This is a genomic window from Leucobacter holotrichiae (assembly GCF_055791005.1).
In genome coordinates, this window is sequence record NZ_JBVUAC010000013.1 from 20,284 (window position 1) to 45,988 (window position 25,705).

The window sequence follows — 25,705 nt, forward strand, 5'->3', positions numbered from 1 at the left end:
GACGGCAGCCCCGGGATCAGGGCTGACGGCAGCCTCGGGATCGGGGCTGCCGTCAGGCCCGCCGCGCCCCGTGCTCAGCGAGAGCGGCCGGTGATCCCGGGAAGTACTCCAGAGTTCCGGCTGCAGTGTTCAGCCCCACGGTGAGGAGCGTCGTCCACTGCTCGTGCAGCGGCTCGGTCTGGTCGGGGCGGAAGCAGACGGGGGCGAGCGCGCCCGGCTCTCCGCACATCGCAGCGGCGCGCTGCTCGATCGGCAGACCCGACATGCCGGCGCGCTGCTCGGCGAGATGCGCGAGCCGCACGTATGTAGTCGACTTGTCGCGCGTGGCCTCGCCGGGCAGCTGGGCCTCGGCGACGAAGTTGTTCGTGTGGATCAGCCAGCCGTCGGCGTCGGGCCGCAAGACGCCCACACGCTCGGGGGATATCTCGAAGCACGCGGCCCTGTGCGGCTCGTCGGCCCGGGCCACGACGGTCAGCACGGTCGAAGCGCTCGCCGGCGCCGACGCGATGATGGCCTCCGCCTCGTCGACGCTCGTCGCCTCGTCGAGCACCCGACGGGCGATCGCGTGCACGGGCACGCCGTCGAAGCCCCTGTCGCTCGCGTGGTGGAGGATGTTGAAGTGCACGCCGATCCCGGCGTCGTTCACGCCGATCTTGCCGAGCACGCCGAGCTCGGTGAACATCGTCACCCGCCCGACTCCGCGCTCGGCGGCGACGGGTGCATCCGGAGTATACGAGAAGATCATCCCTGTCGGGCACAGGTGGGCGTGCCAGTCCCAGGTCTGGATCGTCTCGGGCACCGCGGGCCCGCGCGGGGCGAACACGGCGGTCGAGCACTCCCCCTCCGTGTCGGGTGCGACGACCGCGAGCACCTCGGTTCGCGCGTTGAGCGCTGCGAGCTGCCACAGCGGCACCTCGACCGCCTCCGCCGTGGCGGCGAGCTCCTCAGCGAGATTCGGGGCCCAGGCCTCGAGAGCCGCGAAGCAGCTCTCGGCGATCCCTCGCACCCGATCCTCGGGCAGGCCCCGGATGGCGAAGAACTCGAGATAGCGGGCGACCGCATCGCGGATCTCCTCGCCGAACCGGCCGCCGATCTCGGCTCCCCTGCTCGCCGGATCCGCACCCGCTACCGTGGCGTTGATGATGTCCAATGTCTTCCTCTCCTGTTGAGGGGGCCGGTGCCCCTACTTCGCGGCCTCGAGCAGCGCGTCCCACATCACTTCAGACGCGATCGCGCCCAGAGCGGTCGCGTTCACCGACAGACGTCCGCGCGACGAGCCCGGGGTCGAGGGGAGATCGATCTCGTCGGTCGTCACGGCGAAGAGCGTGTCGCCGTCCATGTCGGTGTGGAACGGCTGGATGCCGCGGTGCATCGAGCTGTGCACCTGCTTGGCGAACTGATTCAGCTCGACGGGGCTCATCCGAACGTTCGTGATGACCGCACTGATGGTGGTGTTGCCGGCCTCCGTGGCGGCGGGGAGCTGCTCGGCGAACGCCTCCTGGTAGTCGAACACCGGATGGCGTCGCGCGCCTGTGCCCGCGTCGTAGTTGCCGCGCACGATGTTGCCCGCTCGATCCACAATCACGCCCACCGGATTCGGCACCACGATGGCGAGGATGCGCACGTCGCCGAGACGGCGGAACGCCGCGCCCTGGCCGGTGATCTCGGTGCGATCCCAGTCCACCTTGCCCGCGGAGGCGCTCATGCCCGCGCCCGCGCGTCCCTGGGGGAACTCTCCCGGAACGGCGAACTCGAGCGCCGCGCGGCCGAGCGCCTTGTCGGGGTAGACCGCTGTCGAGCGCGCCGAGAAATCGTAGATGATCGCTGAGGAGACGAGCTGGAGTTCTGCGAAACCGGTGCGATGTTCCTGGCGCTCGAGGAGCGCGTCGCTCACGCCGGCCCCCGCCTCGAGCCCGTACACCGATCCGCCGGCCAGGCAGATGGCGTGGTTGAAGTCGTAGCCGCCCGAGAGCCCCACCGCGCCGCCTCGTGCGTCGACCGCGGTGCGTGCGCCGGCAGGGATGCTGATGACCGTGGCGCCGGTCGGTCCCTCGTCGTAGTGCGCAGATCCCACGCCGACCCCGGGAAAATCGAACCGCAGGGTCTCGCGGCCCGCGCTCCTGACCGGCGCGAGGTCGAAGGCGTCGTTGCCCGGCCCGCCGAAGACGGGAGGCCCCGCCAGCCGAGGGGCGGGGTTCACAGCGATCCCGCCGTCGATGTCGGTGAGCGCGTGCTGACGTGGGGTGTTCATAGGGTCTCCAAGAGTGTCTGCGAGTAGGGATGCTGGGGGTTGCGGAAGAACTCCTCCGTGGACGCGGTCTCGACGAGATCCCCCCTGAACAGCACTGCGACGCGGTCGGCGACCCGCTGCACCGCCCCGAGGTCGTGCGAGATGAAGAGGGCGCCGAATCGATGCTCCGCCTGCAGCTCGCGAATGAGCGCGAGTATCTGCATCTGGACGGCGACGTCGAGTGCGCTGACGGCCTCGTCGAAGACGATGAATCGTGGTTCGGTGACGAGCGCTCGAGCCACGGACACGCGCTGCCGCTGGCCTCCCGAGAGCTCGTGGGGGTAGCGCTCGGCGAACGCGGGGTTCAAGCCGACCTGCTCGAGCATCTCCATCACACGCCGCCGCTGCTCGGCGCGCCCGAGGTCGCGGCGAGCGACGGTGAGCGGCTCGCGCACCGACTCGCCGACCTTGCGCCGGGGGTTGAGCGACCAGTGCGGGTGCTGGAGCACCGCCTGCAGCTTGCCGGCGTTGGCTCTGCGCGAGCGGGTGAACGGGTTCCCGAGCAGCAGCACCTCGCCCGAGTCGGGCCGTTTGAGGCCCAGCGCGACCGAGGCGGTCGTGGTCTTGCCCGATCCCGACTCCCCCACCAGGCCGAGAGTCTCGCCCGGCGCCACCTCGAGCGTCACCGAGTTCATCGCGCGAACGGTCCGGCGCTTCGAACCCGCCCCGCTCGTGAACGTGACGCTGACATCTCGCAGCTCCAGCACGGGGGCCATGTCCGACGCCGACATCATTCCGCCTCCCTCGTCGCAAGATCCACTCGCGCCGGTATCGCGGCGACCAGTGTCCTCGTGTAGTCGGCCCGCGGGTCGTCGAGTACCTGCACGGTCGGCCCCTCCTCGACGATACGCCCCTGGTGCATCACCACGATCCGGTCGCACCATCGACGCACGGCTCCCAGGTCGTGGCTGATCCAGATGAGGCTCGCACCCGAGCGCCGCACCAGGTCGACGATGAGCGTGAGGATCTCGTCGCGCACCTGGGCGTCGAGCGAAGCCGTGGGCTCGTCGGCGATCAGGATCTCGGGCTCGCGCGCCATGGTGAGCGCGATCGCGATGCGCTGCGCCATGCCGCCGGAGACCTCGTGCGGGTAGAGCCCGAGCACGCGCTCCGGCTCGAGGATCTTGACGCTCGCGAGCAGCTCGGCGAGCGACTCCGCATCGGTCGGCCGTCCGAGCGGCCTGAGCGCGAGCTGGAGCTGGCGGCGGATCCGCATCGTCGGGTCGAGCGACGCAATGGGATCCTGCGGAATGAAGCCCAGCGACTCGCGTCGCAACGCCCGTATCGCCTCGGGTGCGAGATCCGAGAGATCCCTCCCGAGCACCCGCACCGAGCCGGAGACGACGCGGCAGGCGCGCGGCAGCATACGGCCGATGGCCTGCGACAGGGTGGACTTGCCGGATCCCGACTCGCCGACGATGGCGAGCAGCTCGCCCCGGGCGACGTCGAGGTCGATTCCGTCGAGCGCTCGGGTAGCACCGAGGCGGGTGCGGTACTCGGCGCTGAATTCGGTGATCGCAACAGCCGGGGCAGCGGAGGCGTTCGCGGTCATACGAGGCTCCTTGTCTCTCGCGGATCGAGACGATCGCGCATCGTATCGCCGATGAGGTTGATGGAGAGGATCGCGACGACGAGCACCGCCGCCGGGGCGAACAGCAGCCAGGGCGCCTGCAGCATGTAGCTGCCGCCCTCCTGGATCAGCAGTCCGAGCGAGGAGCGAGGAGGCTGCACGCCGTAGCCGAGGAAGCTCAGCCCGCCCTCCACGAGGATGCCGACCGACAGCGCGTACGTTCCCTGCACGGCGACGGTGCCGCTGACGTTCGGCAGCAGGTGGCGGAAGAGGATCACCGGCGCCGATACGCCGCTGATCTTCGCGGTGGTGACGAAGTCGCGCTTCGCGACCGACATCGCCGCAGCGCTCACCATACGAGTCATCAGCGGCACCGTGACGAGCACGATGCTCGACAGCACCGCCGCCTGCCCGGGCCCCACGACCGCGGCGATGAGGATCGCGAGCACGATCGACGGGAACGAGTAGAGCACGTCGCTCAACCGCATGATGACCTCGCGCCCCCAGCCGCCCGCGTAGCCCGCGACGAGGCCGAGGATCACGCTGATGACGGCGGTGCACACGACGGCGAGGGTCGAGAGCACGAGCGTGGTGCGCGTCCCCTCGAGCAGGCGGGCCAGCAGCGATCTGCCGAGAGCGTCGGTGCCGAGCGGGTAGCCCGCCGACGGCGGGCTGAGCCTGGGGCCGACGATCTTCGCGGGGTCGCCCGCGAAGGGGACGACCGCGGCCACCACTGCCACGAGCACGATGAGGCCGAGCGCGCAGGCGGCGGCGGTGAAGAGCGCGTCGCGAGGCGGCCGGGTCTTAACCGCGCGCTTCCTCTTCGAGAGCGGGAGGGAGTAGGTGGTCATGATCCTGCCTTCCCGGTGACGGTGACGCGCGGATCGAGCGCGCTCGTGATGAGGTCGAGCACGAGGCTCAGGATGACGAAGACGGCTGCGGCGAAGAGCACTGTGGCCTGCACGACCGCGAAGTCGCGGCGACCGAGCCCTGTGACCATGAACGATCCGAGACCCGGCAGGTTGAACAGGGTCTCGATGATGACGGCGCCGCCGAGCAGGTACGCGGTGATGGTGCCGAGCAGGGTGAGGATCGGGATGCCGGCGTTGCGGAGCACGTGGTGGCGCACGATGTGCCGCGGGGTCTCCCCGCGCGCCACCGCAGCCGTGATGTGCGGTTCGACGAGCACACCCATGACGGCGTCCCTCGTGGTGCGCGCGGTCGCCGCAACGCAGAACACGGAGAGCACGAGCGCCGGAAGCAGGAGCGCCTGGAACGTCGGCCAGAATCCCGTGCCGATGCTCGCGAACCCGCCGACCTTCAGGCCGAGCGAGAACTGCGAGAAGACGAAGATCACGATGCTGCCGAGCACGAACTCGGGCACGCTGATACCGATGCTCGACACGACGCGACCGACGGCGCCGCCCTGCTTCGCGCCCGACCGCACCCCCGTCCAGATGCCGAGCGGCACCCCCACGAGCAAGGTCACGGCCATCGCCATGAGCGTGAGCGTCGCGGTGACCGGAATGCGGTCGAGCATCTCCCCGGACACGGAGGTCTGCGTGACGTAGGAGGTGCCGAGCTCCCCCGTGAGCACCTGCCCGATCCACGCGAAGTACTGCACGAGGATCGGCTGGTTGAGTCCGTACGCCTCGGCGAGCACCTGCCGTTCCTCCGCCGAGGAGAGCGGGCCGAGGATGATGTCCTCGTAGCTGCCGGGCATGAGCCGGATCGCGACGAAGATGAGCACCGAGACGCCGAGCAGGGTGATGAGCGCGCTCACCACCCGCCCGGCGGACCAGCGAAGGATCTGCAGCATCCGGAACTACTCCCCGGCCATCCGGTAGTCGACGATGTTGCGGAGGAAGTCGCCGTACCCCTCGTTGCTCTGAATCGTGGGGCTCACGGCCGCGGTGTCGAAGCCGATGATGGAGGGCCGGTGCACGAGCGGCACGATCTCCGCGTATTCGTCGGCGGACGCGCACAGCTCGGTCAGCGCCTCGGCGCGCGCATCTGCGTCGGTCTCGCTCGCGCCCCGGGCGATGAGCTCGTTGAGGTCCTCGTGCACGCCCGTGAACCCGACGTTGAAGAAGGCCTGCTCGGGGTTCCACCACTTGGTCACCATCGAGGGGTCCGCGTAGCCGGCGAACCACCCGATCGACAGGTCGAAGTCGCCCGGCTGCGCGGTGAAGACCCGCTCGTTGTAGGTCGCGGTGTCGAACTGCTCGATCTCCACGGTGACGCCGATCTCCGCGAGTTGCTGCTGCACGAGCTGCGCGATCTGCGCCATGACCGGCTCAGCGGTGTAGACGATGAGGTCGAGCGTGACGTCGCCCGCGCCCTTCTGCTCGATGATCGCCTTCGCATCCTCGACCGCGGCCTGCTCCGAGGGCAGCTCGTCGACCCGGCACGCGCCGGGCAGGTTGGAGGGGGTGATGCCGGTCGGAGCCGTCTCACCTGCGAAGACGATGTCTGCGATCGCCTGGCGATCGATCGCGGTGTTGATCGCGAAGCGCACTTCCTGATCGTTGAGCGGGGAGTCGGGCTTCTGCGAGTTGACGAAGACGTAGTAGAGATCGCTCTGCGTCTGGTTGACGACCTGCAGGCCCTCGTTGCCGCCGAGCTGCGAGAGCGAGTCGATGCTGACGAAGTTCGCCATGCCGGCGCTGCCCTCGCGAAGGGCCGCCTGGCGGGTCGACTCCTGATCCACGATCTGCAGCTCGAGGGTCTGCACGGCGAGATCCTCGCCGCCGTGCCAGTCGGGATTCGCCGTGAAGGTCCACGATTCGTCCTGCCTGTGGTCGGAGACCAGATAGGGGCCGGTGCCGAGCATCGTCGTGCTGAGGTCGAGGCTGCCGTCGTTCACCTCCTGCATGGGGAGGATCGCGGCGGGCGTGTTCGCGAGCGCGGCGAGGAATGGCGCGTACGGACTGCTCAGCTTCACGGTGACCTGGTCCTCGCCGGTGGCCTCGATGGATTCGACCGGCCCCATCTGACCCGACCAGACGCTCTGGCTCGCCACCTGGCGCTCGAGGCTGCCGACGACGTCGTCGACGGTCACCGCGCGGCCGTTCGAGAACTTCGCGGAGGTGTCGATCGTGAACACGTAGCTCGTGTCGTCCGGCTGCTCCCACGAAGTGGCGAGTCCCGGCTGGATCTCGAAGCTCTCGTCGGTGGTCACGAGCGTCTCGTAGACCAGCCCCATGATCATCCAGGAGCGAGCGGTCTGCGCAGTCTGCGGGTCGAGCCCGTCGGCCTCGCTGGTGTCATAGTCCAGCTGAACGGTGAGAGCGCCCTCACCGGTGAGCGCATCGTCGGCGACGGCGAGGAAGCCCGGCGCAGCCTCCGTCTGCTCGGCACCGCCCTGCTCCGCGCCGGGTGCGGCGCAGGAGGTGAGAACGCACGCAAGACTCAACGCGATCGCGGCGCCGGCGGCCGCCCGGGAGCGGGTTCGTTGGTTGATCAACACCTTGGTGACTCCTTCGACAGTGGTGGTGGCCCGGGTTACGACGATGCACTCCGGCCGGTCGCGTCCGCCGATGGACGCGCCTTGGATGATCACGGTACATACATAAATCGTTTTATGCAAGTCTCTTCCGGATGACACAAATCCATTTACTCCCCGTCATCCCGCTATCCTCGTACGGAGAGCCCGAGGAGGCGCAATGGCCCGGTACCCGAACGTCACGATCAAAGACGTCGCAGCTCGAGCCGGCGTGTCGATCACGGCGGTGTCCCACGCCCTCAACGGCAAAGGCACGCTCTCCGACGAGACTCGCGAGCGCATCCGCGGCGTCGCGCAGTCGATGGGCTATCAGGCGGACGCCCTGGCCCGCGGGCTGCGCCGCTCGCAGATCGGTGTGATCGGGATCGTGCTGCGCCCTCTCGACGCGCTCGAGAACTACAGCCCGCCGGGGGTCGACTACTTCCTCAGGTTCGCCGGAGCCGCAGCGGTCAGCGCCCTCGACCACGGCCTCAGCCTGATGCAGGTCGCCGATCTCGTGAAAGGCCCGGTCACCCCGCTGGCGTTCTCCCTCGACGGTTACATCGTCACCGATCCGGTGCGCGACGATCCCGTGGTCGCCCTCCTCGAGAAGCGCGGGATCCCCTACGTCACCCTGGGCCGGGATCTCGGGAGACCCGAGGCCTCGAACTGGGTGGCCTCGGCTGACGCCGAAGCCACCCGGATGGCGCTCGAGCACCTGCACGAGCAGGGCGCTCGCACCATCGTCTGCGTGGGCGGAACCGACGACAACTCGTGGAACGCCGACGCCGAAGCGAGCTATCGCGACTGGTGCGAGCGCACCGGTCGGCCCGCGCGATTCCTGCGCAGCCCCGAGGGGCTCGGCGAAGCGGGCGGGCGCGACCTGGTGCCCGCGATCCTCGAGGGCGGCACACCGGACGCCATCTACTCCTTGACCGGGCGGCACGCCGCGGGAATCCAGGATGCGATGCGCGAACGGGGCCTCGTCGCGCCGCGGGACTACCTTCTCGCCTGCGGCACCGATGCAGATCAGACGAGAACGTCGGATCCCCCGATCACCGCGATCGACCTGCACCCCGAGCTTCTCGCCAAGGAGACCGTGGCGCTCCTGGTGGCCATCACGCGAGGCGAATCCCCCGCCCGCGGCCGCCTGCTGCCGTCGGAGCTGCTCGTGCGGCGCTCGTCACTGCGCGACGCCTGAGTCCGCCGAGTCAGCTCCGCCACAGCCCAGTCTGCTCGGCCCACCGCCCAGTCGACCGCCTGCCGATCGGGCGCCCGATCCAGCCCGCCTCAGTCCCCGACGTCTTCGCCCTCCGAGGGGTCCGTCACACCGACCTCACCCATCAGGTCGGCGACATCGGCGTGACGATGGTCGCCGTGGAGCAGGTCGCTCCGAACCCGCGCGTGCACGTCGGCCGGCATGTCCTGGCTCAGCTTGAACATCGCAGACTCGGAGTCGATGTCGATGGTGAACGACACGACGCCCGAGAGGATCCGCTCGAAGACATGCTGCGACTCCGTCGGATCCCAGGGCTTGGCGCGGCGACCTTCCAGCTGCTCCACGGTGCGCTCGACGACCGCGAGATTCTCCGCGGGCTCCTCGAGCACCGTGACGCGGCCCGTCAGGTGCACGGCCGCGTAGTCGAGGGTCGGAACCGCGGGGCTGAACTCGTAGGCGCTCGGCGAGACATAGGCGTGCGATGACGAGAATACGAGCAGCACATCCGGTCGCTCGGCGAAGGCCCTCCAGTGTTCGTTGGCCCGGCCGATGTGCCCCCACAGACGAGCGCCCACGAGCGTCTCGCCCGGTTGGGCCCCCGGCGGGAACACGACCGGGGTGTGCGTGGCGAGCGGCGCTCCGTCCGTCGAGCTGACCACGACGGCGAAGGGGTTGTTCCACACGAACTCGGTGATGGCTCGCCCCGATGGAGCGGGATAGCTGGGATAGGTGTGCATCGAGTACCGCCTCCCTGCGGTGTGGGACGGCTCGCTGCGACGGAGCCGGAATAAATCGTTTTATGTGCGGTACTGTATCAAACTAAAACGATTTATGGAAGGCGGGCCCGCACAGTAGACCGCCCCGTTGAAGCACCGATCGACGTTCGAGCACCTTGTTCTCCCCGGAACAGGTGCATAAACGTCGATCGGTGTCGAAGCGGAGCCCGATGACGCGGCCGGTCCCGAAAAACGCCGCAGCGACCGTCCCGGAAAACGCCGCAGGGGGCCGGCGCCGAAGCGCCGACCCCCTGAATCCTGCAGCTGCGCGCAGAATGACGAAGAAGCTAGGCCAACTCGCGCGGTGGCGCGACCAGCGTTTGGCTGCGGAACGCTCCGCGTCCCGCTCTAGGCCAACCGAGCCTGCAGATTCTCGTCGATCGCGGCGAGGAACTCCTCGGTGGTGAGGTAGCCCTGATCCGGGCCGACGAGCAGCGCGAGATCCTTGGTCATCTTGCCCGACTCGACGGTCTTGATGACGACGTCCTCGAGGGTGTGGGCGAAGTCGATCAGCTCCTGGTTCTCGTCGAGCTTGCCGCGGTGAGCGAGGCCGCGCGTCCAGGCGAAGATCGAGGCGATCGGGTTGGTCGAGGTGGGCTTGCCCTGCTGGTGCTGACGGTAGTGACGAGTCACGGTGCCGTGGGCGGCCTCGGCCTCGACGACCTTGCCATCCGGGGTTGCGAGCACGGAGGTCATGAGCCCGAGCGAACCGAAGCCCTGCGCCACGGTGTCCGACTGCACGTCGCCGTCGTAGTTCTTGCAGGCCCAGACGTAGCCGCCCTCCCACTTCATGGCCGAGGCGACCATGTCGTCGATGAGGCGGTGCTCGTAGGTGAGGCCGGCAGCCTCGAACTGCTCCTTGAACTCGGTGTCGTAGATCTCCTGGAAGATGTCCTTGAAGCGGCCGTCGTAGGCCTTCAGGATCGTGTTCTTCGTGGAGAGGTACACCGGGTAGTTGCGCGAGAGGCCGTAGTTGAGCGAAGCGCGCGCGAAGTCGCGGATCGAGGCGTCGAGGTTGTACTGCACCTGGGCCACGCCGTCGCCGGGAGCCTGGAAGACCTCGAACTTCTGGGGCTCGCCGCCGTCCTTCGGGGTGAACTCGACGGTGAGGGTGCCCTCGCCCTGGAACCGGAAGTCGGTCGCGCGGTACTGGTCGCCGAACGCGTGACGGCCGATGATGATCGGCTTGTTCCAGCCGGGCACGAGGCGGGGGATGTTGGAGATGATGATGGGCTCGCGGAAGATCACGCCGCCGAGGATGTTGCGGATCGTGCCGTTGGGGCTGCGCCACATCTTCTTGAGGCCGAACTCCTCGACGCGGGCCTCGTCGGGGGTGATGGTGGCGCACTTGACGCCGACGCCGTGCTTCTGGATTGCGTGGGCGGCGTCGATCGTGACCTGATCGTCGGTCGCGTCGCGGTGCTCCATGCCCAGGTCGTAGTATTCGAGCGTGACGTCGAGGTAGGGGTGGATCAGGCGGTCCTTGATGAACTGCCAGATGATGCGGGTCATCTCGTCGCCGTCGAGTTCGACGACCGTGCCTTCAACCTTGATCTTCGCCAACGCGTCTCCAAGTCTCGTGGTGTGAATTAAGCCGGGTCAAGTCTACCCGACACGCGACGTTATCTCGACGTCGAGATACATCAGGTCCTTTCGACCGCGCGGAGCACCTCGACGACGCGCAGATCCGGATCGAGCACCACCGCGTCCATCCGCCTGCCGACGGCCAGATCGCCCACGTCGCTCCACCCCAGCGCGCGCGCCGCGTTCGTCGCCGTCATGCGCACCGCGGCGCGGAGAGCGGCATCGCTCGGGTGCGATGCGGCGAGGGTCGCCGACGGTTCGGGATCGGCTGCGAAAGGTTCGGCACCCGCAGATTCGGGATCGGCGCCGCGATCCGCCCCCTGCCCCCCGCCGCGCGCGCCCGCGACCCAGCTCCGGAAGAGCCCGTCCATCATCGCGGTGCTGCCCGCGATCGTCTCGGATCCGGCCAGGCGCGCAACGCCGCCGGAAACCTCGACATCGAGCGCCCCGAGACGGTAGGCGCCGTCGCCGCACGCCGCCGCCCCCATCGCGTCGGTGACGAGCAGCGCACGATCGTTCCCCGACTCCGCTGCCGCCCACCGCGCGAGCCGGGGGTGCAAGTGCGTGCCGTCGGCGATGAGTTCGATCGACACCCGCGGATCCTCGAGCAGCGCGAGCACCGGCCCCGGCTCCCGGTGATGCAGCGGCCGCATCGCGTTGAAGAGGTGGGTCGCCATCGTGGCTCCGGCCTCGATCGCCCGCACGACGCAATCGTAGTCGGCGTCGGTGTGCCCCACCGCGACCACGACGCCGGCCCGAACGAACCGCTCGATCGCTGCGAGCGCGCCGGGCAGTTCGGGCGCGATCGTCACCATCGCGATCGCGTTGGCGGGCGCCGATCCCGCGCCCGCGCCGGCGCCAGCTGCACCGCGCCCCGGCGGCGCACCGGCCGCGAGCAGGGCGTCGATCTCGTCCGGATCGGGGTGCCGCAGCAGCCCGGGATCGTGCGCGCCCGCGCGCGCGGGGCTCAGCCAGGGCCCCTCCAGGTGGATGCCCCGCAGTGCGCCCGCCGCGACGAGGCCGGCGAGTATCCGGACGCTGTCGAGCAGGCGCTCCGGGGTGTCGGTCACGAGGCTCGCAAGGCTCGTGGTGGTGCCACGGGCGAGGTGCGCGTCTCGGGCGCGCAGCGCGAGCGATGCCGACCCGTCGGCGTACCCCGCTCCCCCGCCCCCGTGCACGTGCACGTCGACGAAGCCCGGCACGAGCGTTGCATCACCGAGGTCTCGGGTCGGGGGCGAGGCGGGGGCACCGCTCCCGACGCCGGTGATCCTGCCCCCCTCGAACGACACCCACCCGGGCGCATGCACGGCGGAGGACGTGACCACCCGCGCGGCGGCGAGGATCCCGGTGTCGGGCCCCCCATCGGTTCCGGTCTCCGGCCCCAGATCCGCCCCGGTCACGCCGCACCGCCGGGCAGGTGATCCTGCACGTACTCGTAGTAGTCGGAGAGCCGCAGCTTCGAGGCCGCGGCCCGGTCGATCACCACGATCGCGTCGCGGTGCAGCTGCAGCGCGCTCGCGGGGCAGACGCTCGCGAGCGGTCCCTCGACCATCCTCGCTACGGCGTCGGCCTTGACCTCGCCCTGCGCCACGAGCAGCAGCTGCCTGGCTTCCAGGATTGTGCCGAGCCCCTGCGTCACGCAGTGCACCGGCACCTGCTCGGGCGAGTCGAAGAACCGCGCATTGTCGGCACGCGTCTGCGGCGCGAGGGTCTTGATGCGGGTGCGCGAGGCGAACGACGAGGTCGGCTCATTGAAGCCGATGTGCCCATTGGTCCCGATCCCGAGCAGCTGCAGGTCGATCCCGCCGGCTTCCCGGATGCGGCGCTCGTACGCCGCGCAGGCCGTGTCGAGGTCGTCGGCAGTGCCATCGGGCACGTGCACGCGCGCCGGATCGAGGCGGAGCGGCTCGGTGACCGTGCGGCGGATGACCGAGTGGTAGCTCTCGGGGTGAGATGGGTCGAGCCCGACGTACTCGTCGAGCGCGAACGCGCTCACCCCTGCGGTGTCGATGGCGTCCCGCTGCACCAGCGCGGCCAGCCGCTCGTAGGCGCCGACCGGCGACGATCCCGTTGCAACGCCGAGGACCGCGTTCCGGTCAGATCGCAGCACCTCGGCCATCCGCTCCGCGGCGGTATCGGCGACGGCGTGCGAGTCTGGGACGACAACGATCTCCATCGGGGCTACCGACCGTCGAAATCGAAGTCCGTGCGGTAGCGGTCGCTCGGCATGATGCCTGCAGCCTTGGCGCCGTCGATCGGCAGCGCGACGCCGTTGATGAACCTCGCCTGCTCGGACGCGAGGAACCGCACCGTCGCCGCGACCTCCCGTGGGTGGGCGATGCGGGGGTCGGGGCAGCTCGCGAGCACGCGGCGCTGAGCCTCGCCCCGCTCGACACCGACGAAGTTCGCCCACACCATAGGAGTGTCGATCGGACCGGGGCAGATGGCGTTCACGCGGATCCCGTCGGCGGCGTGAGCGAGCGCGAGCGACTTGGTGAGGCCGACCACCCCGTGCTTGCTGGCACTGTATACCGGATCCGCGGCGCGCCCGACGACTCCGCCGTTCGACGCGTTGTTGATGATGACGCCGCCGGCGGAGTTCGCCAGGAGGTGCGGGATCGCGCTCCGTGCGACGTAGATGGTCGAGCGGAGGTTGACCTGGAGGAGCCTGTCGATCCGCTCGTCGTCGTGATCCGCGAGTGCTCCGTTGAATCCGATGCCGGCGTTGTTGAACACGATGTCGAGTCGTCCGAACACGTCCACCACCGCCCGCACCACCCGATCGGCCTCGTCGCTGCGACGGAGATCCGCCTGCTCGAAGCGGACCGACTCCCCGAGCTCCCGGAACAGCTCGGTGCCCCCCGCATCGGAGACATCGGTTGCGAGCACGCTCGCGCCGGCCGCGGCGAGCTCCCGTACGGTTTCAGCGCCAATGCCGCCTGCGCTGCCGGTCACGAGAGCAACGCGCCCTCGGAGCTCTTGAGACGTCATGATCTCGCCCTCCATACCGTCCTGACGCGGTCTATACCAGACGCACGGACGGCTGACACTCTACAAGCTATTTCCAGCAAGGGCAACGACTCGGACTTCCACGCTCGGCCGTTGCGGTCCGGACCGCACGTCACTATCCTGCTCAGAGACGCAGGTCGGGGCGCATCGTCCGAGCGGGCGTCTCCACGGGGTCGCCCGCCCGAGCGCTCGACGCATCGGAGGCGTCGCGGCGGCAGCACACCAATCTCGATCGCTCAGGAGGTGACGATGACGCAGACCAAGGGCGAAGAGGTGCGGCAGCGCCTCAGCACCCTCATCGCGGCGGCCGAACCGGGGCACCGGCTCCCCCCGGAGCGGGAGCTCATGCGCACCTTCGGAGTCGCACGCGAGACGATCCGCCGCGCGCTGGATGACCTCGTCTTCGAGGGACGGCTCGTCAAGCGGGCGGGCGTGGGAACGTTCGTCGCGCGTCCGCGGCTGACCAAGCAATTCAGGATGCGGTCGTTCACCGAGGAGATGCGCGCGCAGGGAATGAGCAGCTCCTCCCGTCTGATCTCAGCGACGACCCGCGCCGCGGGTGCCCGGACGGGGGCCCAGCTGAGGATCTCCCCCACGAGCCCGGTCCTCTCGATCCAGCGCGTCCGGCTGGCGAACGACGAGCCGATGGCCATCGAAACGCTGCGGCTCCCGCTGGACCTGGTGCCGGATCTGGCGGTCCGCGAGCTCGAGTCCCGCTCGCTCTACGAGACCCTGCGGGAGGACTACGACATCGAGCTCGTGTCGGGATCGCAGCGGATTGAGGCGACCGTGACGGACGACGCCGAATCCGCGCTGCTCGGGCTGGCGCCCCAGAGCCCGGCCCTACTCGTGGACCGCGTCACCTGGACCGCGGAGGGCCGGAGGGTCGAGGCCGCCCGATCCGTCTACCGCGGCGATCGGTACCGCTTCGAAGTCGACCTCACCGCATAACGGAAGGACCGCACGCACCGCCATGACCCACACCCAGCATCCCGTCTCCCGGCTCGCCGGCGAGTATCCGGCGTCCGCCATCCGCGCCGTGTTCGACCGGGTCGCGCAGTTCGAGGGCGTCACGAAGCTCACCGTCGGCGAGCCCGACTTCGATACTCCGCCCCACATCGTCGAGGCGGCCGTGCGCTCGCTCCATGACGGCGAGACCCGGTACAGCGCGAACGCCGGCATCCCCGCCTTCCGGAGGGCTATCGCCGAGCACCACGGCCACCGCTGGGCGCGTCCGCTCGCGGAGGAGCAGGTGATGGTCGCGGCGGGCGGCATGGAGGCGCTGCTGCTCGCGCTCGGCGTGGCGCTCGATCCCGGCGACGAGATCCTGATTCCCGACCCGGCGTATCCCAACTACCTCGGCCAGGTGCACATGCTCGGCGCGAGACCGGTCCGGATCCCGCTGAGCGCCGCGGACGGCTTCCGGCTCACGGCGGATCGGATCGAACCGCTCATCGAAGCGCGGACGAAGGCGCTCATCATCAACTCCCCCTCGAACCCGCTCGGCACCGTAATTCCCGCCGACGAGCTCCGGCGCATCGCCGAACTCGCGGATCGGCGCGGTCTCATCATCATCTCCGACGAGGTCTACGACCGGGTGGTGTTCGACGGACGCGCGCACGTCTCCATCGCGCAGGTCGACCCCGCCTTCGAGCGCTTCCTCGTCGTCAACTCGCTCTCGAAGAGCTACGCGATGACCGGTTGGCGAGCAGGGTACGTGATCGGACCCCCACGCCTCATCGCGCCCATGCCGCGCATGCAGGAGGGCATCTCGTCGTGCCTGCCGGTGTTCGTCCAGCGCGCCGGCATCGCCGCCCTCGAGGGGCCGGAGGACGCGACGCGCGCAATGGTGGAGTCCTACCAGCAACGGCGCGACCTCCTGGTAACGGGGATCGCAGACATTCGAGGCCTCGACTGTGCCGTGCCGGAGGGAGCCTTCTACCTATTCGTCGACGTGCGCGGCACCGGCCTCTCGAGCGAGGTGTTCGCCGAGCGCCTGCTGCAGGAGCAGCGCGTGGCCGTGATCCCGGGCACCGCCTTCGGAGAGCGCGGCGAAGGCTTCGTCAGGATCTCCTACGCCGCGAACGAGGCAACGCTGACGGCGGCGCTCACCGAGATTCGCGCATTCGTAGACGACGGTGCGGCGCATGCCTAGGGGATTCGCGGGACCTCCGGAACCGCCCGCAGGCGCCCCCGGTGCCGAATCACTCATCGTCGACGTCGGCCAGTCAGGGATGCGCTTCCGAAGCCTTCACGGCGCCACCGTCGAGGAGTGGGACGGACCGCCGCTACGCGCGTCCGATCCGCGCGTTCGGCAGGTCGTGTCGGCAATTGTCGGCGCGCTTCGCCGGATGCGGACCGCCCCGTCGCGCCTGGCGGTCGGCTCGAGCGGGCTCGACGACCCCGCCCCGGCGGCGCGCGCCCTCGCCGAGGCCCTCGACCCCGCGCCCGCTCGGATCGTCGTCGCGCACGACTCGGTGTCGGCGCACGTCGGCGCACTGTCGGGGGGCTCTGGGGTCGTCCTCGCCGTCGGCACGGGGACCGTCTGCCTCGCCTCGGGTCCGCGGGGCGTGGCACGGGTCGACGGGTGGGGCGCGCTCCTCGGAGACGGGGGCAGCGGGTACTGGCTCGGCAGGCTCGCCCTCTCGACCGCACTGAAGGATCTCGACGGACGTCGCATGGCGCCGCTCCTGCGCGCGGCCGCGGAGGAGCGCTTCGGAGAGCTGAAGGCCTTCGCCGCCACGCTGCCCGCCCGGGCCGACCGCGTCTCGTTGGTCGCGGCGTTCGCGAGCGAGGTCGTCGCCCTCGCGCGCCGCGGAGACGACGCAGCGGCCGGGATCCTGCGAGAGGGGGCCGTCGAACTCGCGGAGTCCGCTGTCGCGGGGCTCTCCCGGGCCGGCTGGCCCGCCGGGTCGGCGCCGTCCGTGTCGTACGCGGGCTCGCTCCTCGCGGCCTCCGAGGAGTACCGGCGCATGCTCGTCGCGGAGCTCGCCGGGCGGTGGCCGACGGCTCAGTTCCGCGCACCCGACGGCACGCCGCTCGACGGAGCCGCGCGCCTACTCGACCTCGACCCGGCGCATCCTCTGCACTCGAGCCTCGCCATCGTCGGAGCGCCGACCACGTGAAAGGACCGCACTTGGACCCCTCGATCACCGCCCTGCTCGGCAGGCTCGTGGTTTCCTGCCAGGCTCACGAAGGGAACCCGCTGCGCGGGCCGGACTCGATGGCGCGCATGGCGCAGGCCGCGATCATAGGCGGCGCCGGGGGCGTCCGCGCCGAGGGCGTCGCCGACGTGCGAGCCATCCGCGCCGCCGTCGATGCGCCGATCATCGGACTGGTCAAGACCGAGCAGCGCGACCGCGACAGCGTGTTCATCACCCCGGGCTGGGACGAGGCCTCGGCCGTCCGTGCCGCGGGGGCGGACGTCATCGCGCTCGACGGGACGCCGCGACCCAGGCCCGACGGCGTCCCCCTCGGCAGTCTCGTCCGCCGCATCCACGACGAGCTCGGCTGCCCCGTCATGGCCGACATCGACTCGCACGCCTCGGCCGAGTACGCGATCGAGCAGGGCTGTGACCTCGTCGGGACCACGCTCGCCGGATATACATCGGCCCGCCCCGCGACGGAGGGACCCGACCTTGAGCTCGTGGCGGAGATCGCGACGTTCGCGAGCGTCCCCGTCGTCGCCGAGGGCCGCTTCTGGACCCGGGAGGACGCGGTCGCCGCCATCGAGGCCGGCGCATCCGCGGTGGTCGTCGGCACCGCCATCACCAACCCCATGCTGACGACGGCACGCTTCGCACGGGCGGTGGCGGAGCGCAGCGGGGCCGTCGCCGGATAGCCGGACGAGAGCGGCCGACACGGGGGCCAGACCGACTCAGCCCTCGACCGGCGGGCTCTTCACCCCGTGGCCCGTGAGCATCAGGACGACGGTCGCGCCCTCCTCGAACCGCAGCTGCTCCACGGCCGCGAGCGCAATGGCCGACGACGGCTCCACCCAGATCCCGCCCCGCCTCAGCGCGCGCGCCGAGGCGATCGTCTCGGCCTCGTCGACCGCCACGACCTGGCCGCCCGTGCGCCGCACGGCGTCCAACGTGATCAGACCCTGATCCTCGTAGCCGCGCAGCGGGTCGGCGATCGCCGTCGCCACGGTCGGCGTCTGCCGCACGGGCTCATGCAGCAGGCGGCGCCACTCCTCCCGCTCCTCCCCCGTCGACGCGGAGGCTGTGCCGCTCGAGACCGTCTCAGCTGAGGCGGACGAGACCGCGGCCGCGCGGGTCGCCGCCCAGGCCCGAGCGATCGGTGCGCAGCCCGCGGCCTGCACGCCGACGAGGGCCGGCACACGATCCGCGTCCCCGCGCTCCACCAGCTCGGCGAAGCCACGCTCGATGCCGCTGAGGAGCGGGCCGGCACCGATGGGAACGATAACGGCACGGGGTACGCGCCCGCACTGCTCGAGCAGCTCCGCGGCTACCGTGCGGTACCCCTCGGTGATGTACTCGTTCTGGTAGGTCGTGGAGACGTTCATGTACCCCTCGCCCGCGAGCGCCGCGGCCTCGGCGTACGCGTCGCTGTAGTCGCCGGGGATCTCGGAGACCTCGGCACCGTAGGCGCGGCACGCGTCGAGCTTCGCCATCGCGTTCGAGGAGCTGGCGACGATCACGCGGCAGCTGAGACCGGCCGCCGCCGCGTACGCCGACGCCGACACCGCGGCGTTCCCCGTCGAAGCGACCACGAGGCCCCGCTTGCCCTGATCCACCGCGACAGATGCGGCGAGCGCCATGCCCCGGTCCTTGAACGAGAGCGTGGGGTTCTGGCTCTCGAGCTTGCCGAGCAGCGAGATCCCTCTGTCGCCTGCGTCGATGGGCACGAGCGGGGTCGATCCCTCGCCGAGCGTGATGCGGGTGCGCGTGCCGGGCAGCATCGACGCGTGCCGCCAGATCCCTGCGCCCCGCGCGCCGTCAGGCATTGGAACGCCCCGCCGCGCGGAGCGCTGCCCGCGCATGCTCGCGGATGCCGCTCCAGTCCTCGGCGGCGATCTCGTGCGGTCTCGCGAGCGATCCCAGCCCGACGGCCACGGCTCCGGCGTCCAGCCACTCGGCGGCGTTCGCGTCGCTGATCCCGCCGCTCGGCACGAACTCGAGTTCGGGGAACGGCCCCCGGACCGCCGAGATGTACCCCGCACCGACCTGTCCCGCGTGGAACAGCTTGAGGAGGTCGAACCCGGCGGCCCTCGCCTGCATGACCTCGCTCGGGGTCTGCACGCCGGGAAGCGCCGGCATTCCGGACTCGCGCATGGCCTCGAGCAGCGGCTGCGAGATTCCGGGCGAGACGAGGAAGGCCGCCCCGGCCGACACCGCCTGATCGACGTGCTCGGGGGCGGTGATCGTGCCGATCCCGACGGACGCCGGCGCGTCGGAGAGGTCGCGAACGATCCCGAGCGCGCCGGGGACCGTGAGCGTGAGCTCGATGATTCCGACGCCGGAGTCGATGAGCGTCTCGGCCGCGCGCCGGACCTTCGCGGGGTCATCGCCGCGCAGCACTGCGACCAGGCGCTCATCGCGGAGCAGGTTCAGGAATGCCAAAGGACGACCTCGATTCAAGATTGGCTGACTCTCGAAGATTTTGGAATGCTATTCTGAAAACTTCAGAACCACTCTAACCCGTCTGCGATCGGAGCGACAATGGATGTCATCGAACTCACCCGGCAACTGGTCTCGATCGATTCCCAGAACCCGGGGGCCGGGGAGCGGGAGATCGCCGGCTTCGTCGACGCCTGGTGCCGCGAGCGCGGTATGCCCTCCCGGATCGTGGAGCTCCAGCGCGGGCGGCCCAACGTGGTGGTCACACTCGACCTCGGCGAGGGTCCGCACCTCGGCCTCACCGGACACCTCGACACCAAGCCGATCGGCGATGCGCTCTCCGCGTGGAACACCCCGCCGCTCGAGCTCACGATCGACGGGGATACCGCGTACGGTCTCGGCGCCACCGATATGAAGGGCGCCGTCGCCGCCATGCTCGTCGTGGCCGAGCGCATCGCGGCCGCGCCCTCGCGCGGCCTCGGCAAGCTCTCCCTCGTGCTCACCGCCGACGAGGAGCAGGGGTCCGACGCCGGCGCCCAGTCGCTCATCGCCTCCCCCGAGCTGCCGGACGTCGACGCGCTCGTCATCGGCGAGCCGAGCGGCATCGACGACCCGTGGGAGGCGATGTTCCTCGTGTCGCGCGGGATCTGCTGCTTCGAGGTGGAGATCACGACGACGCAGGGGCACAGCGGCCTGTCGCCGCGCCTCGGGCGCAACGCCTCGCTCGTCGCCGCCGACGTGCTGCGCGCCTTCGAGTCCTTCGCTCCCCCGGTCGACCGCCCGGGCAAGGTGCCCGCGACCCCCACCGTCAACCCCGGAATGATGGTTTCGGGCGGTGTCTGCTTCGGCGTCTGGCCGGGGCGCTGCACCGTCGGCATCGAGATCCGCACCGTGCCCGGCATGGACCGGGACCGGGTGCGCGCCGCGATCGAACAGTTGGTGCAGCGGACCGTCGGAGACGAGGCCACGGCCACGATCACCTACGAGCCCGGGTCCATGGGCTGGATGCCGGCGACCGAGATCGATCCCGATCACCCCGTGGTCCGGATCGCCAGCGCCGCGGCCGAGTCGGTGCTGGGTCGCGCGCTCCCCTTCGCCCCCTACCCCGGCGGCACGGACGCAGCCTACTTCATGGGCGAGGCCGGGGTACCGACGATCGTGAGCCTCGGCCCGGGCTGGCTCAGCGTCGCGCACGGCGCGAACGAGAAGGTCGGCGTTTCGCAGCTCCACCAGGCGGTCGACCTCTACGAGCACCTGGCTCGGAACTATCCCGCCGAGGGGTAGGTTACCGTTCATGACGACTCCGAAGTATCTGCAGATCGCCGAGCGCATTCGCACCGAGTGCGGCACGCTCCACGAGGGCGCCCAGCTGCCCGCCGAACAGGAGCTCGCCGCCGCGTACCGCGCCAGCCCGATGACCATCCGGCGCGCGCTCGACCTCCTGCAGGAGCAGGGGGTCGTCACGAGAATCCCCGGGCGCGGCACCTTCGTACGCCACGGCATCATCTCGAAAAGCAGCGCGCTGACGTCGTTCACCGAGGACATCACGATGCGCGGCATGACCCCGGGCACCCGCGTGCTCGGCGTCGACGAGGTCGTCCCCACGAGCGAGGTCTCCCGCGACCTCTCGCTCGGCCGGACCGAGCTCGTCTTGCAGCTCGAGCGCCTGCGCTTCGCCGATGACGAGCCGATCTGCCTCGAAGTCGCGCACGTGCCCCAGCGATACGCGAAGACCCTCGGGGACTCCGCGCTCGTCTCCCTGCACCGGGGACTCGCGTCGATCGGACTCGCCCCCGACAGCGCGACGCGCCGAGTGCACGCCGCTATCGTCACGGATCGGCAGGCGAACCTCCTCGGGGTCCCTCCCGGCTCGCCGACGCTCAACATCATCCAGGTGTTCTTCGACGACCGCGGGCGCCCGATCCAGCGCTCGAACGCATGCTTCCGCGCCGACCGCTACGAGACCTACAGCAGGGTCCGGCGCGCCGAGAACCACCCACCCACCGAAGAAACGGAGTAACCCCCATGGCCAAAGAAGCGATGCTCAGCGATCAGCTGCCCAACCCGGCGGGACCCTACAGCCACGTCGTGGAGGCGGGCAACATCGTGTTCACGTCCGGCTTCGGACCACAGGATCCCGCAACCGGCGCCGTGCCCGAGGGCATCACCGCGCAGACCGAGCAGGTGATCTCGAACGTCGAGACCGCGCTGAAGCTCCGCGGCCTCACGCTCGCCGACGTGGTCAAGACGACCGTGCACCTCGAGCGCCTCGATCGCGACTTCGCGGCCTACAACGAGGTGTACGCTCGGCGGTTCCCGAATCCCTACCCGGCGCGCACGACCGTCGGCAGCACCCTCGCGAACATCCTCGTCGAGATCGACGCCGTCGCGGTCCGCACGCGGGACTGACCGATGACCGCGACGCGACTCTCCTCCCGGGTGTGGCTTGTCGGCGGATCCGACGGCCCTGCATCGACCGATGCATGGGACGGCAACCAGTACCTCGTCTGGGATGGGGAGCGCGGCGTTCTCATCGACTGCGGCACGGGCCGCGGCAGCAAGGCCTGGCTCGATCAGGTCGCCTCCGTCACCGGGGACCTGCGGACCGTCGATGCCCTGCTCATCACGCACTACCACGCGGATCACGCCGGTGGCGCAGCCGCGGCGGAGCGGGCGGGGCTGCGCGTCCTCGGCAGCCCCGCTACCGCGAAGGCGTTGCGCGACGGTGACGAGCAGACAACCTCGCTCGTCCGTGCGCGCCGTGCAGGGGTGTACCCCGCCAACTACCACATGCCGCCCGCGCCCTCCGCCGAGGAGGTGCCGCACGAGCTCCGCTTCGGCCGAAGCGTGCTGCGTGCGATCCGCGCGCCCGGCCACTGCGACGGCCACCTCGTCTTCGCACTGGAGGAGCCGGACGGGGTCGCCCTCTTCACCGGGGACACGCTCTTCCCGGGTGGTCGGGTGAGCATCCAGGCGATCCCCGACTGCCGCCTCGACGCCTACGCCGACACGATGCATCGCCTCTCACGGCAACCCGTGGTCGCCCTCTACCCGGGGCACGGCGGCGCAGAGCTCGACCCGGGCTCCGCCGTGGAATCCGTGCGCTCCGCCTCGTCGAGCTTCGCCCGCCTGGTGCCCCCGCCGAACTTGCTGAGCTGATCCGGGCTTCGCGCGGTCCGTTTCGCTCCCACCCTCGGTTACGTGAGAAGCCGCAGCGACCTCTATGGTCGAATCGATCGGGGAGCGTACTCGTGGTCGACGCACGCCCCGGCACCCTGCGTGAGGCACAAGGCTCAGACCGCGTACGACCCCTCGGACCCGGCGAAGCTCAGGGCGGCCCAAGTGGCCGGATCGACCTCTGCCTGCGCCGCCAGCACGCCGGCCGGCGGCAGGAGCACCGAGTCCGACGGCGCGATCAGGACGCGCGCGGCGAGCAGGTGGCCCCAGCGCAGGCGTTCAGCGGGCGATGCGCCGCGAATGGAAGCGCTCAGGTACCCGGCCGCGAATGCGTCACCCGCGCCTACCGGTTCCAGCACCTCGACCGTGGGCGCCGGCTCCCGGAAGACGTCGTCTCCGATGAAGGTCGTGGCCCCTTCGCCGCCGTCCTTGACGACCACCTCCGCGGACCTCGCGAAGATCGCCGGGATCTCGTCGGCGCGCTCGATCCCCCAGACGTGCTGCGCCTCGTCGAGGCCGACGAACACGGTGTCGGCGAGTCCCCCCAGCTCCGCGAGCACCGGGGCAGCCTCGGCCGTCGGCCACAGCGGTGCCCGGTAGTTCACGTCGAACGAGATGCGCTTCCCCGCGGCCTTGGCCTCGCGGACGATGTTGAACAGCGTCAACGCGGCCCCCTTTCCCAGCGCAGCGGTGATCCCGGTGACATGCAGGCGGGCCGCACGGGCGACCAACGGGGCGACATCGCCCACGCCCAGCGCCGACGCGGCGGATCCGGAGCGGTAGTAGTAGACGCTCGGCTCCCCGCCCGGGTCCTTGAAGTAGACGCCGGTGGGCCGGTAATCGTCGATGACGACCTGCGAGACGTCGATCCCGATCTCCGAGAAGGAGCGCAGCAGCCGGCGTCCGAACGGGTCGTTGCCGACCCTGCTGCCCCAGCCCACGGCGTGACCGAGCTGCGACAGGTAGCTCGCGACATTCGACTCGGCTCCGGCGGGGAACAGCGCGGTTTCGGCGGTGCGCTCCAGGGACTCGCCGTGCGACGGCACGAGCACCACCATGCTCTCCCCGACGGTCGCGATGTCGAGCCGAGCGAGCTCCGCTCCGTCGCCGCTCACAGCCATCCCTCGTTCCGGGGAACCTCGGGCGCCCCGGTCTCCAGGGAGCGCGTCATCGCCTCCGCGATCGCGATGCCCCACACGGCCTCGGTCATCGGCATCTCGGTGTTCCCGTGCGCGCCGCGGACCACGCCGAGGGCGTGCTCGACCTCCGCGCGAATGGCGCCCCCCACGCGGTCGCCCGAGACGGGCCAGAGGAACGCGTTCGGCGACCACGAGCCTGCGTCGTTCCACACCGTCAATCCGTCGTTCTGCAACCGCTGGCGCATGACGCCGGTCGAACCGTGCGCCTCGGCCTCAGCGATGATCGCCCCCGGGAGCTCCAGCGCGCCCGACTCGGTCTGCGGTGCCCCCGCCGGGATCGTCCACGCCGTCTCGATCGTCACCATCGCACCGCCCGCGAACTCCACGATCGCCGACACCACGGAGGGGGCGTTGATGCCCGCCGCCTCGCTGCGCGACGCGTACACCCGCGTCGCCGGACGCCGCACGAACGAGAGCGCCACATCGATGTCGTGGATGCACGACTCCCACACGGGATCCACCCTGCCGCCGAAGTCCCCGAACCACTGGCGCGAGAAATCGCGTCGGAGGCGCAGCGACCACAGGTCGCCGATGCGCCCGGCCGACAGCGCCTGCCGCATTGCGCGATAGGGCTCGGCGAAACGGGAGATGTGCCCGGCGATCACCTCGCGTCCCGCGCGCTGCGCCGCGTCGACGGTCCCGAGCGCGTCCTCCACCGACATGGCGAACGGCTTCTCCATGAACACGTGGCGCCCAGCGGCGAGCGCCGCGAGCGCCAGTTCGGTGTGGGTGGACTCGTCGCTCGCGATCACCACGATGTCCGGGTCGGCCATGACGATGATCTCGGAGAGATCGGTCCCGTGATGCTCGGCGCCCCAGGTCTCGGCGAACGCCGCGGACCGGGCGGGATCGATGTCAACGACGCCGGCGAGGACGGTGCCCGCCTCGCGCCAGACCCGGGCGTGCAGGGTCCCGAAGCGGCCGGCCCCGACGATGACGACCCTGGTGTGCTCACTCATCCGCCACACCCCTCGGCCCCTGGTCCCGGATCGCCTCGATGGAGACGTCGGTCAGATATCCGAGCGCCTGCGAGATCCGGTCCGCGGTGCCCCTCACCAGGGCGCCGAACTCGTCGAGCCGATTCGCGTCGAAGCGCTCCACGGGAGTCGAGACGCTGACCGCCGCCTCTGAGCGGCCGAACTGGTCGAAGATCGCCGCCCCGACACAGCAGATGCCCGGCTCATTCTCCTCGAGGTCGGTGCTGAAGCCCTGCGCACCGTCATGCTGCAGCTGCTCGGCGAAGGCATCCGCGTCCTCCACGATCCCGAGCTGACTCCTCGAGTCCTCCAGCACTCGGTTCACCACCTCGGCCGAGGCGCTCGACAGGATCGCCTTCCCCATCGCCGTCCGCACGGCCGGCATCACCGAGCCTACCCGCGAGACCATCCGCACGGGATGCCGGCTGTCCAGCTTCTCGATGTACACCACATGCGGGGAGGTCAGCATGCCCAGGTGGCAGGTCTCGCCCGTCGCCTCGTTCAGCTCCTTCAGGTGCGGGAGGGCTTCGCTCCGGAGGTCAATGCCCGCCAGGTAGGCCCCCGACAGCACCAGGGTGCCGATACCGACCCCGTGCAGCCCGTCGCTCATCTCTCGGGCGAGATTCTTCGAGCGCAGCGATGCCAGGATCCGGTGCGCGGTCGTCATCGTGAGGCCGGTCTCCCGCGAGAGGTCCGCGAGGCTGATTCCCGTGGGGTGCGCCGCGAGCGAGTAGAGCACGGTGGTCGCGCGATCGAGGGCGCGGAGGCCCTCAGGCCCGCGCCGGCCGCTTTCGGCGGGTCGCAAGGGTGCCGTCTGACTCATGAGCTGTGATTCCTC

At 70.2% G+C, this 25,705-nt stretch carries 26 protein-coding genes; 9 read left to right on the forward strand and 17 right to left on the reverse strand.

All coding sequences use genetic code 11. The features are described 5' to 3' along the window. Nucleotides 1-52: 52 nt before the first annotated feature. Genes AC0KXF_RS13875 through AC0KXF_RS13905 form a run of 7 tightly spaced genes read right to left on the reverse strand, consistent with a single transcriptional unit; the run spans nt 53 to nt 7,329 of the window. Nucleotides 53-1,150 (reverse strand): C45 family autoproteolytic acyltransferase/hydolase, encoded by a 1,098-nt coding sequence (locus tag AC0KXF_RS13875; protein WP_473109736.1) that lies wholly within the window; start codon nt 1,148-1,150, stop codon nt 53-55. A gap of 33 nt (nt 1,151-1,183) precedes the next feature. After that, entirely contained in the window at nt 1,184-2,251 is a 1,068-nt protein-coding gene (locus tag AC0KXF_RS13880) for an endo-type 6-aminohexanoate oligomer hydrolase (protein ID WP_473109737.1), read from the reverse strand. Continuing rightward, nucleotides 2,248-3,021 carry an ABC transporter ATP-binding protein gene (locus AC0KXF_RS13885; protein WP_473110075.1) on the reverse strand — a complete coding sequence of 258 codons (774 nt, stop codon included), beginning with the start codon at nt 3,019-3,021 and terminating at the stop codon, nt 2,248-2,250. The genes AC0KXF_RS13880 and AC0KXF_RS13885 overlap by 4 nt, the downstream gene beginning before the upstream one ends. After that, on the reverse strand, nt 3,021-3,842 hold the full coding sequence (locus tag AC0KXF_RS13890) for an ABC transporter ATP-binding protein (protein WP_473109739.1): 822 nt from the start codon (nt 3,840-3,842) through the stop codon (nt 3,021-3,023). Before AC0KXF_RS13890 ends, AC0KXF_RS13885 begins: the two co-directional genes overlap by 1 nt. Then, nucleotides 3,839-4,711: an ABC transporter permease gene (locus tag AC0KXF_RS13895; protein ID WP_473109740.1), complete on the reverse strand. Its 873-nt coding sequence runs from the start codon at nt 4,709-4,711 to the stop codon at nt 3,839-3,841. The genes AC0KXF_RS13890 and AC0KXF_RS13895 overlap by 4 nt, the downstream gene beginning before the upstream one ends. Beyond that, nucleotides 4,708-5,679: an ABC transporter permease gene (locus AC0KXF_RS13900; RefSeq protein ID WP_473109741.1), complete on the reverse strand. Its 972-nt coding sequence runs from the start codon at nt 5,677-5,679 to the stop codon at nt 4,708-4,710. The genes AC0KXF_RS13895 and AC0KXF_RS13900 overlap by 4 nt, the downstream gene beginning before the upstream one ends. Before the next feature lie 6 nt (nt 5,680-5,685). Further along, nucleotides 5,686-7,329, reverse strand: a complete 1,644-nt coding sequence (locus tag AC0KXF_RS13905) for an ABC transporter substrate-binding protein (RefSeq protein WP_473109742.1) — start codon at nt 7,327-7,329, stop codon at nt 5,686-5,688. Between the two features lie 196 nt (nt 7,330-7,525). Here AC0KXF_RS13905 and AC0KXF_RS13910 point away from each other — a divergent pair, with 196 nt between their 5' ends. After that, nucleotides 7,526-8,545 carry a LacI family DNA-binding transcriptional regulator gene (locus AC0KXF_RS13910; protein ID WP_473109743.1) on the forward strand — a complete coding sequence of 340 codons (1,020 nt, stop codon included), beginning with the start codon at nt 7,526-7,528 and terminating at the stop codon, nt 8,543-8,545. Between the two features lie 89 nt (nt 8,546-8,634). Here AC0KXF_RS13910 and AC0KXF_RS13915 read toward each other — a convergent pair whose 3' ends face one another. The 5 genes from AC0KXF_RS13915 to AC0KXF_RS13935 form a co-directional block, all read right to left on the reverse strand. After that, nucleotides 8,635-9,300, reverse strand: coding sequence for an FMN-binding negative transcriptional regulator (locus AC0KXF_RS13915; protein WP_473109744.1), 666 nt, complete (start codon nt 9,298-9,300; stop codon nt 8,635-8,637). 387 nt (nt 9,301-9,687) lie between these two features. Beyond that, nucleotides 9,688-10,902 carry an NADP-dependent isocitrate dehydrogenase gene (locus AC0KXF_RS13920; protein WP_223044888.1) on the reverse strand — a complete coding sequence of 405 codons (1,215 nt, stop codon included), beginning with the start codon at nt 10,900-10,902 and terminating at the stop codon, nt 9,688-9,690. Nucleotides 10,903-10,982: 80 nt separating this feature from the next. Beyond that, on the reverse strand, nt 10,983-12,323 hold the full coding sequence (locus AC0KXF_RS13925; protein WP_473109745.1) for an N-acetylglucosamine-6-phosphate deacetylase: 1,341 nt from the start codon (nt 12,321-12,323) through the stop codon (nt 10,983-10,985). Next, the gene (nagB, locus tag AC0KXF_RS13930) at nt 12,320-13,099 is read right to left on the reverse strand and encodes a glucosamine-6-phosphate deaminase (RefSeq protein ID WP_473109746.1); all 780 of its coding nucleotides are present in this window, start codon (nt 13,097-13,099) and stop codon (nt 12,320-12,322) included. Before nagB ends, AC0KXF_RS13925 begins: the two co-directional genes overlap by 4 nt. A 5-nt stretch (nt 13,100-13,104) precedes the next feature. Then, on the reverse strand, nt 13,105-13,878 hold the full coding sequence (locus AC0KXF_RS13935) for an SDR family NAD(P)-dependent oxidoreductase (protein ID WP_473109747.1): 774 nt from the start codon (nt 13,876-13,878) through the stop codon (nt 13,105-13,107). A 303-nt stretch (nt 13,879-14,181) separates the two neighbouring features. On the opposite strand from AC0KXF_RS13935, the gene AC0KXF_RS13940 reads away from it, so the two are divergent. The 4 genes from AC0KXF_RS13940 to AC0KXF_RS13955 all read left to right on the forward strand — a co-directional run bounded on the left by AC0KXF_RS13940 (nt 14,182) and on the right by AC0KXF_RS13955 (nt 17,773). Then, entirely contained in the window at nt 14,182-14,883 is a 702-nt protein-coding gene (locus AC0KXF_RS13940; RefSeq protein WP_473109748.1) for a GntR family transcriptional regulator, read from the forward strand. A 22-nt stretch (nt 14,884-14,905) separates the two neighbouring features. Next, nucleotides 14,906-16,087 (forward strand): pyridoxal phosphate-dependent aminotransferase, encoded by a 1,182-nt coding sequence (locus tag AC0KXF_RS13945; protein WP_473109749.1) that lies wholly within the window; start codon nt 14,906-14,908, stop codon nt 16,085-16,087. A gap of 79 nt (nt 16,088-16,166) precedes the next feature. Continuing rightward, nucleotides 16,167-17,057 (forward strand): N-acetylglucosamine kinase, encoded by an 891-nt coding sequence (locus AC0KXF_RS13950; protein ID WP_473110079.1) that lies wholly within the window; start codon nt 16,167-16,169, stop codon nt 17,055-17,057. Nucleotides 17,058-17,068: 11 nt separating this feature from the next. Next, nucleotides 17,069-17,773: an N-acetylmannosamine-6-phosphate 2-epimerase gene (locus AC0KXF_RS13955; RefSeq protein WP_473109751.1), complete on the forward strand. Its 705-nt coding sequence runs from the start codon at nt 17,069-17,071 to the stop codon at nt 17,771-17,773. A gap of 36 nt (nt 17,774-17,809) precedes the next feature. Here the strand turns inward: AC0KXF_RS13955 and AC0KXF_RS13960 are convergent, their stop codons facing one another. Beyond that, nucleotides 17,810-18,901 (reverse strand): pyridoxal-phosphate dependent enzyme, encoded by a 1,092-nt coding sequence (locus AC0KXF_RS13960; protein ID WP_473109752.1) that lies wholly within the window; start codon nt 18,899-18,901, stop codon nt 17,810-17,812. Then, nucleotides 18,894-19,517, reverse strand: coding sequence for a bifunctional 4-hydroxy-2-oxoglutarate aldolase/2-dehydro-3-deoxy-phosphogluconate aldolase (locus AC0KXF_RS13965; RefSeq protein WP_473109753.1), 624 nt, complete (start codon nt 19,515-19,517; stop codon nt 18,894-18,896). Before AC0KXF_RS13965 ends, AC0KXF_RS13960 begins: the two co-directional genes overlap by 8 nt. A gap of 99 nt (nt 19,518-19,616) precedes the next feature. On the opposite strand from AC0KXF_RS13965, the gene AC0KXF_RS13970 reads away from it, so the two are divergent. From AC0KXF_RS13970 to AC0KXF_RS13985, 4 genes are read left to right on the forward strand one after another with little or no spacing between them, the layout of a single operon-like run. After that, nucleotides 19,617-20,798, forward strand: coding sequence for a M20 family metallopeptidase (locus tag AC0KXF_RS13970; protein WP_473109754.1), 1,182 nt, complete (start codon nt 19,617-19,619; stop codon nt 20,796-20,798). Nucleotides 20,799-20,808: 10 nt separating this feature from the next. Continuing rightward, entirely contained in the window at nt 20,809-21,534 is a 726-nt protein-coding gene (locus tag AC0KXF_RS13975; protein ID WP_473109755.1) for a GntR family transcriptional regulator, read from the forward strand. A gap of 5 nt (nt 21,535-21,539) precedes the next feature. Then, on the forward strand, nt 21,540-21,923 hold the full coding sequence (locus AC0KXF_RS13980; protein ID WP_473109756.1) for a RidA family protein: 384 nt from the start codon (nt 21,540-21,542) through the stop codon (nt 21,921-21,923). A gap of 3 nt (nt 21,924-21,926) precedes the next feature. After that, entirely contained in the window at nt 21,927-22,673 is a 747-nt protein-coding gene (locus AC0KXF_RS13985) for an MBL fold metallo-hydrolase (RefSeq protein WP_473109757.1), read from the forward strand. A gap of 134 nt (nt 22,674-22,807) precedes the next feature. Here the strand turns inward: AC0KXF_RS13985 and AC0KXF_RS13990 are convergent, their stop codons facing one another. From AC0KXF_RS13990 to AC0KXF_RS14000, 3 genes are read right to left on the reverse strand one after another with little or no spacing between them, the layout of a single operon-like run. Beyond that, nucleotides 22,808-23,806 carry a sugar kinase gene (locus tag AC0KXF_RS13990; RefSeq protein WP_473109758.1) on the reverse strand — a complete coding sequence of 333 codons (999 nt, stop codon included), beginning with the start codon at nt 23,804-23,806 and terminating at the stop codon, nt 22,808-22,810. Further along, nucleotides 23,803-24,849, reverse strand: coding sequence for a Gfo/Idh/MocA family oxidoreductase (locus AC0KXF_RS13995; RefSeq protein ID WP_473109759.1), 1,047 nt, complete (start codon nt 24,847-24,849; stop codon nt 23,803-23,805). Before AC0KXF_RS13995 ends, AC0KXF_RS13990 begins: the two co-directional genes overlap by 4 nt. Continuing rightward, entirely contained in the window at nt 24,842-25,690 is an 849-nt protein-coding gene (locus AC0KXF_RS14000) for an IclR family transcriptional regulator (protein WP_473109760.1), read from the reverse strand. The genes AC0KXF_RS13995 and AC0KXF_RS14000 overlap by 8 nt, the downstream gene beginning before the upstream one ends. Nucleotides 25,691-25,705: the final 15 nt, after the last annotated feature.

What these genes read in the sequence shown, in the direction of transcription:
- AC0KXF_RS13880 (WP_473109737.1), bottom strand. Translation starts at nt 2,251, where the DNA reads ATGAACACCCCACGTCAGCACGCGCTCACCGACATCGACGGCGGGATC.
- AC0KXF_RS13885 (WP_473110075.1), bottom strand. Translation starts at nt 3,021, where the DNA reads ATGTCGGCGTCGGACATGGCCCCCGTGCTGGAGCTGCGAGATGTCAGC.
- AC0KXF_RS13890 (WP_473109739.1), bottom strand. Translation starts at nt 3,842, where the DNA reads ATGACCGCGAACGCCTCCGCTGCCCCGGCTGTTGCGATCACCGAATTC.
- AC0KXF_RS13895 (WP_473109740.1), bottom strand. Translation starts at nt 4,711, where the DNA reads ATGACCACCTACTCCCTCCCGCTCTCGAAGAGGAAGCGCGCGGTTAAG.
- AC0KXF_RS13900 (WP_473109741.1), bottom strand. Translation starts at nt 5,679, where the DNA reads ATGCTGCAGATCCTTCGCTGGTCCGCCGGGCGGGTGGTGAGCGCGCTC.
- AC0KXF_RS13910 (WP_473109743.1), top strand. Translation starts at nt 7,526, where the DNA reads ATGGCCCGGTACCCGAACGTCACGATCAAAGACGTCGCAGCTCGAGCC.
- AC0KXF_RS13915 (WP_473109744.1), bottom strand. Translation starts at nt 9,300, where the DNA reads ATGCACACCTATCCCAGCTATCCCGCTCCATCGGGGCGAGCCATCACC.
- nagB (WP_473109746.1), bottom strand. Translation starts at nt 13,099, where the DNA reads ATGGAGATCGTTGTCGTCCCAGACTCGCACGCCGTCGCCGATACCGCC.
- AC0KXF_RS13940 (WP_473109748.1), top strand. Translation starts at nt 14,182, where the DNA reads ATGACGCAGACCAAGGGCGAAGAGGTGCGGCAGCGCCTCAGCACCCTC.
- AC0KXF_RS13945 (WP_473109749.1), top strand. Translation starts at nt 14,906, where the DNA reads ATGACCCACACCCAGCATCCCGTCTCCCGGCTCGCCGGCGAGTATCCG.
- AC0KXF_RS13950 (WP_473110079.1), top strand. Translation starts at nt 16,167, where the DNA reads ATGCGCTTCCGAAGCCTTCACGGCGCCACCGTCGAGGAGTGGGACGGA.
- AC0KXF_RS13960 (WP_473109752.1), bottom strand. Translation starts at nt 18,901, where the DNA reads ATGCCTGACGGCGCGCGGGGCGCAGGGATCTGGCGGCACGCGTCGATG.
- AC0KXF_RS13970 (WP_473109754.1), top strand. Translation starts at nt 19,617, where the DNA reads ATGGATGTCATCGAACTCACCCGGCAACTGGTCTCGATCGATTCCCAG.
- AC0KXF_RS13975 (WP_473109755.1), top strand. Translation starts at nt 20,809, where the DNA reads ATGACGACTCCGAAGTATCTGCAGATCGCCGAGCGCATTCGCACCGAG.
- AC0KXF_RS13980 (WP_473109756.1), top strand. Translation starts at nt 21,540, where the DNA reads ATGGCCAAAGAAGCGATGCTCAGCGATCAGCTGCCCAACCCGGCGGGA.
- AC0KXF_RS13985 (WP_473109757.1), top strand. Translation starts at nt 21,927, where the DNA reads ATGACCGCGACGCGACTCTCCTCCCGGGTGTGGCTTGTCGGCGGATCC.
- AC0KXF_RS13995 (WP_473109759.1), bottom strand. Translation starts at nt 24,849, where the DNA reads ATGAGTGAGCACACCAGGGTCGTCATCGTCGGGGCCGGCCGCTTCGGG.
- AC0KXF_RS14000 (WP_473109760.1), bottom strand. Translation starts at nt 25,690, where the DNA reads ATGAGTCAGACGGCACCCTTGCGACCCGCCGAAAGCGGCCGGCGCGGG.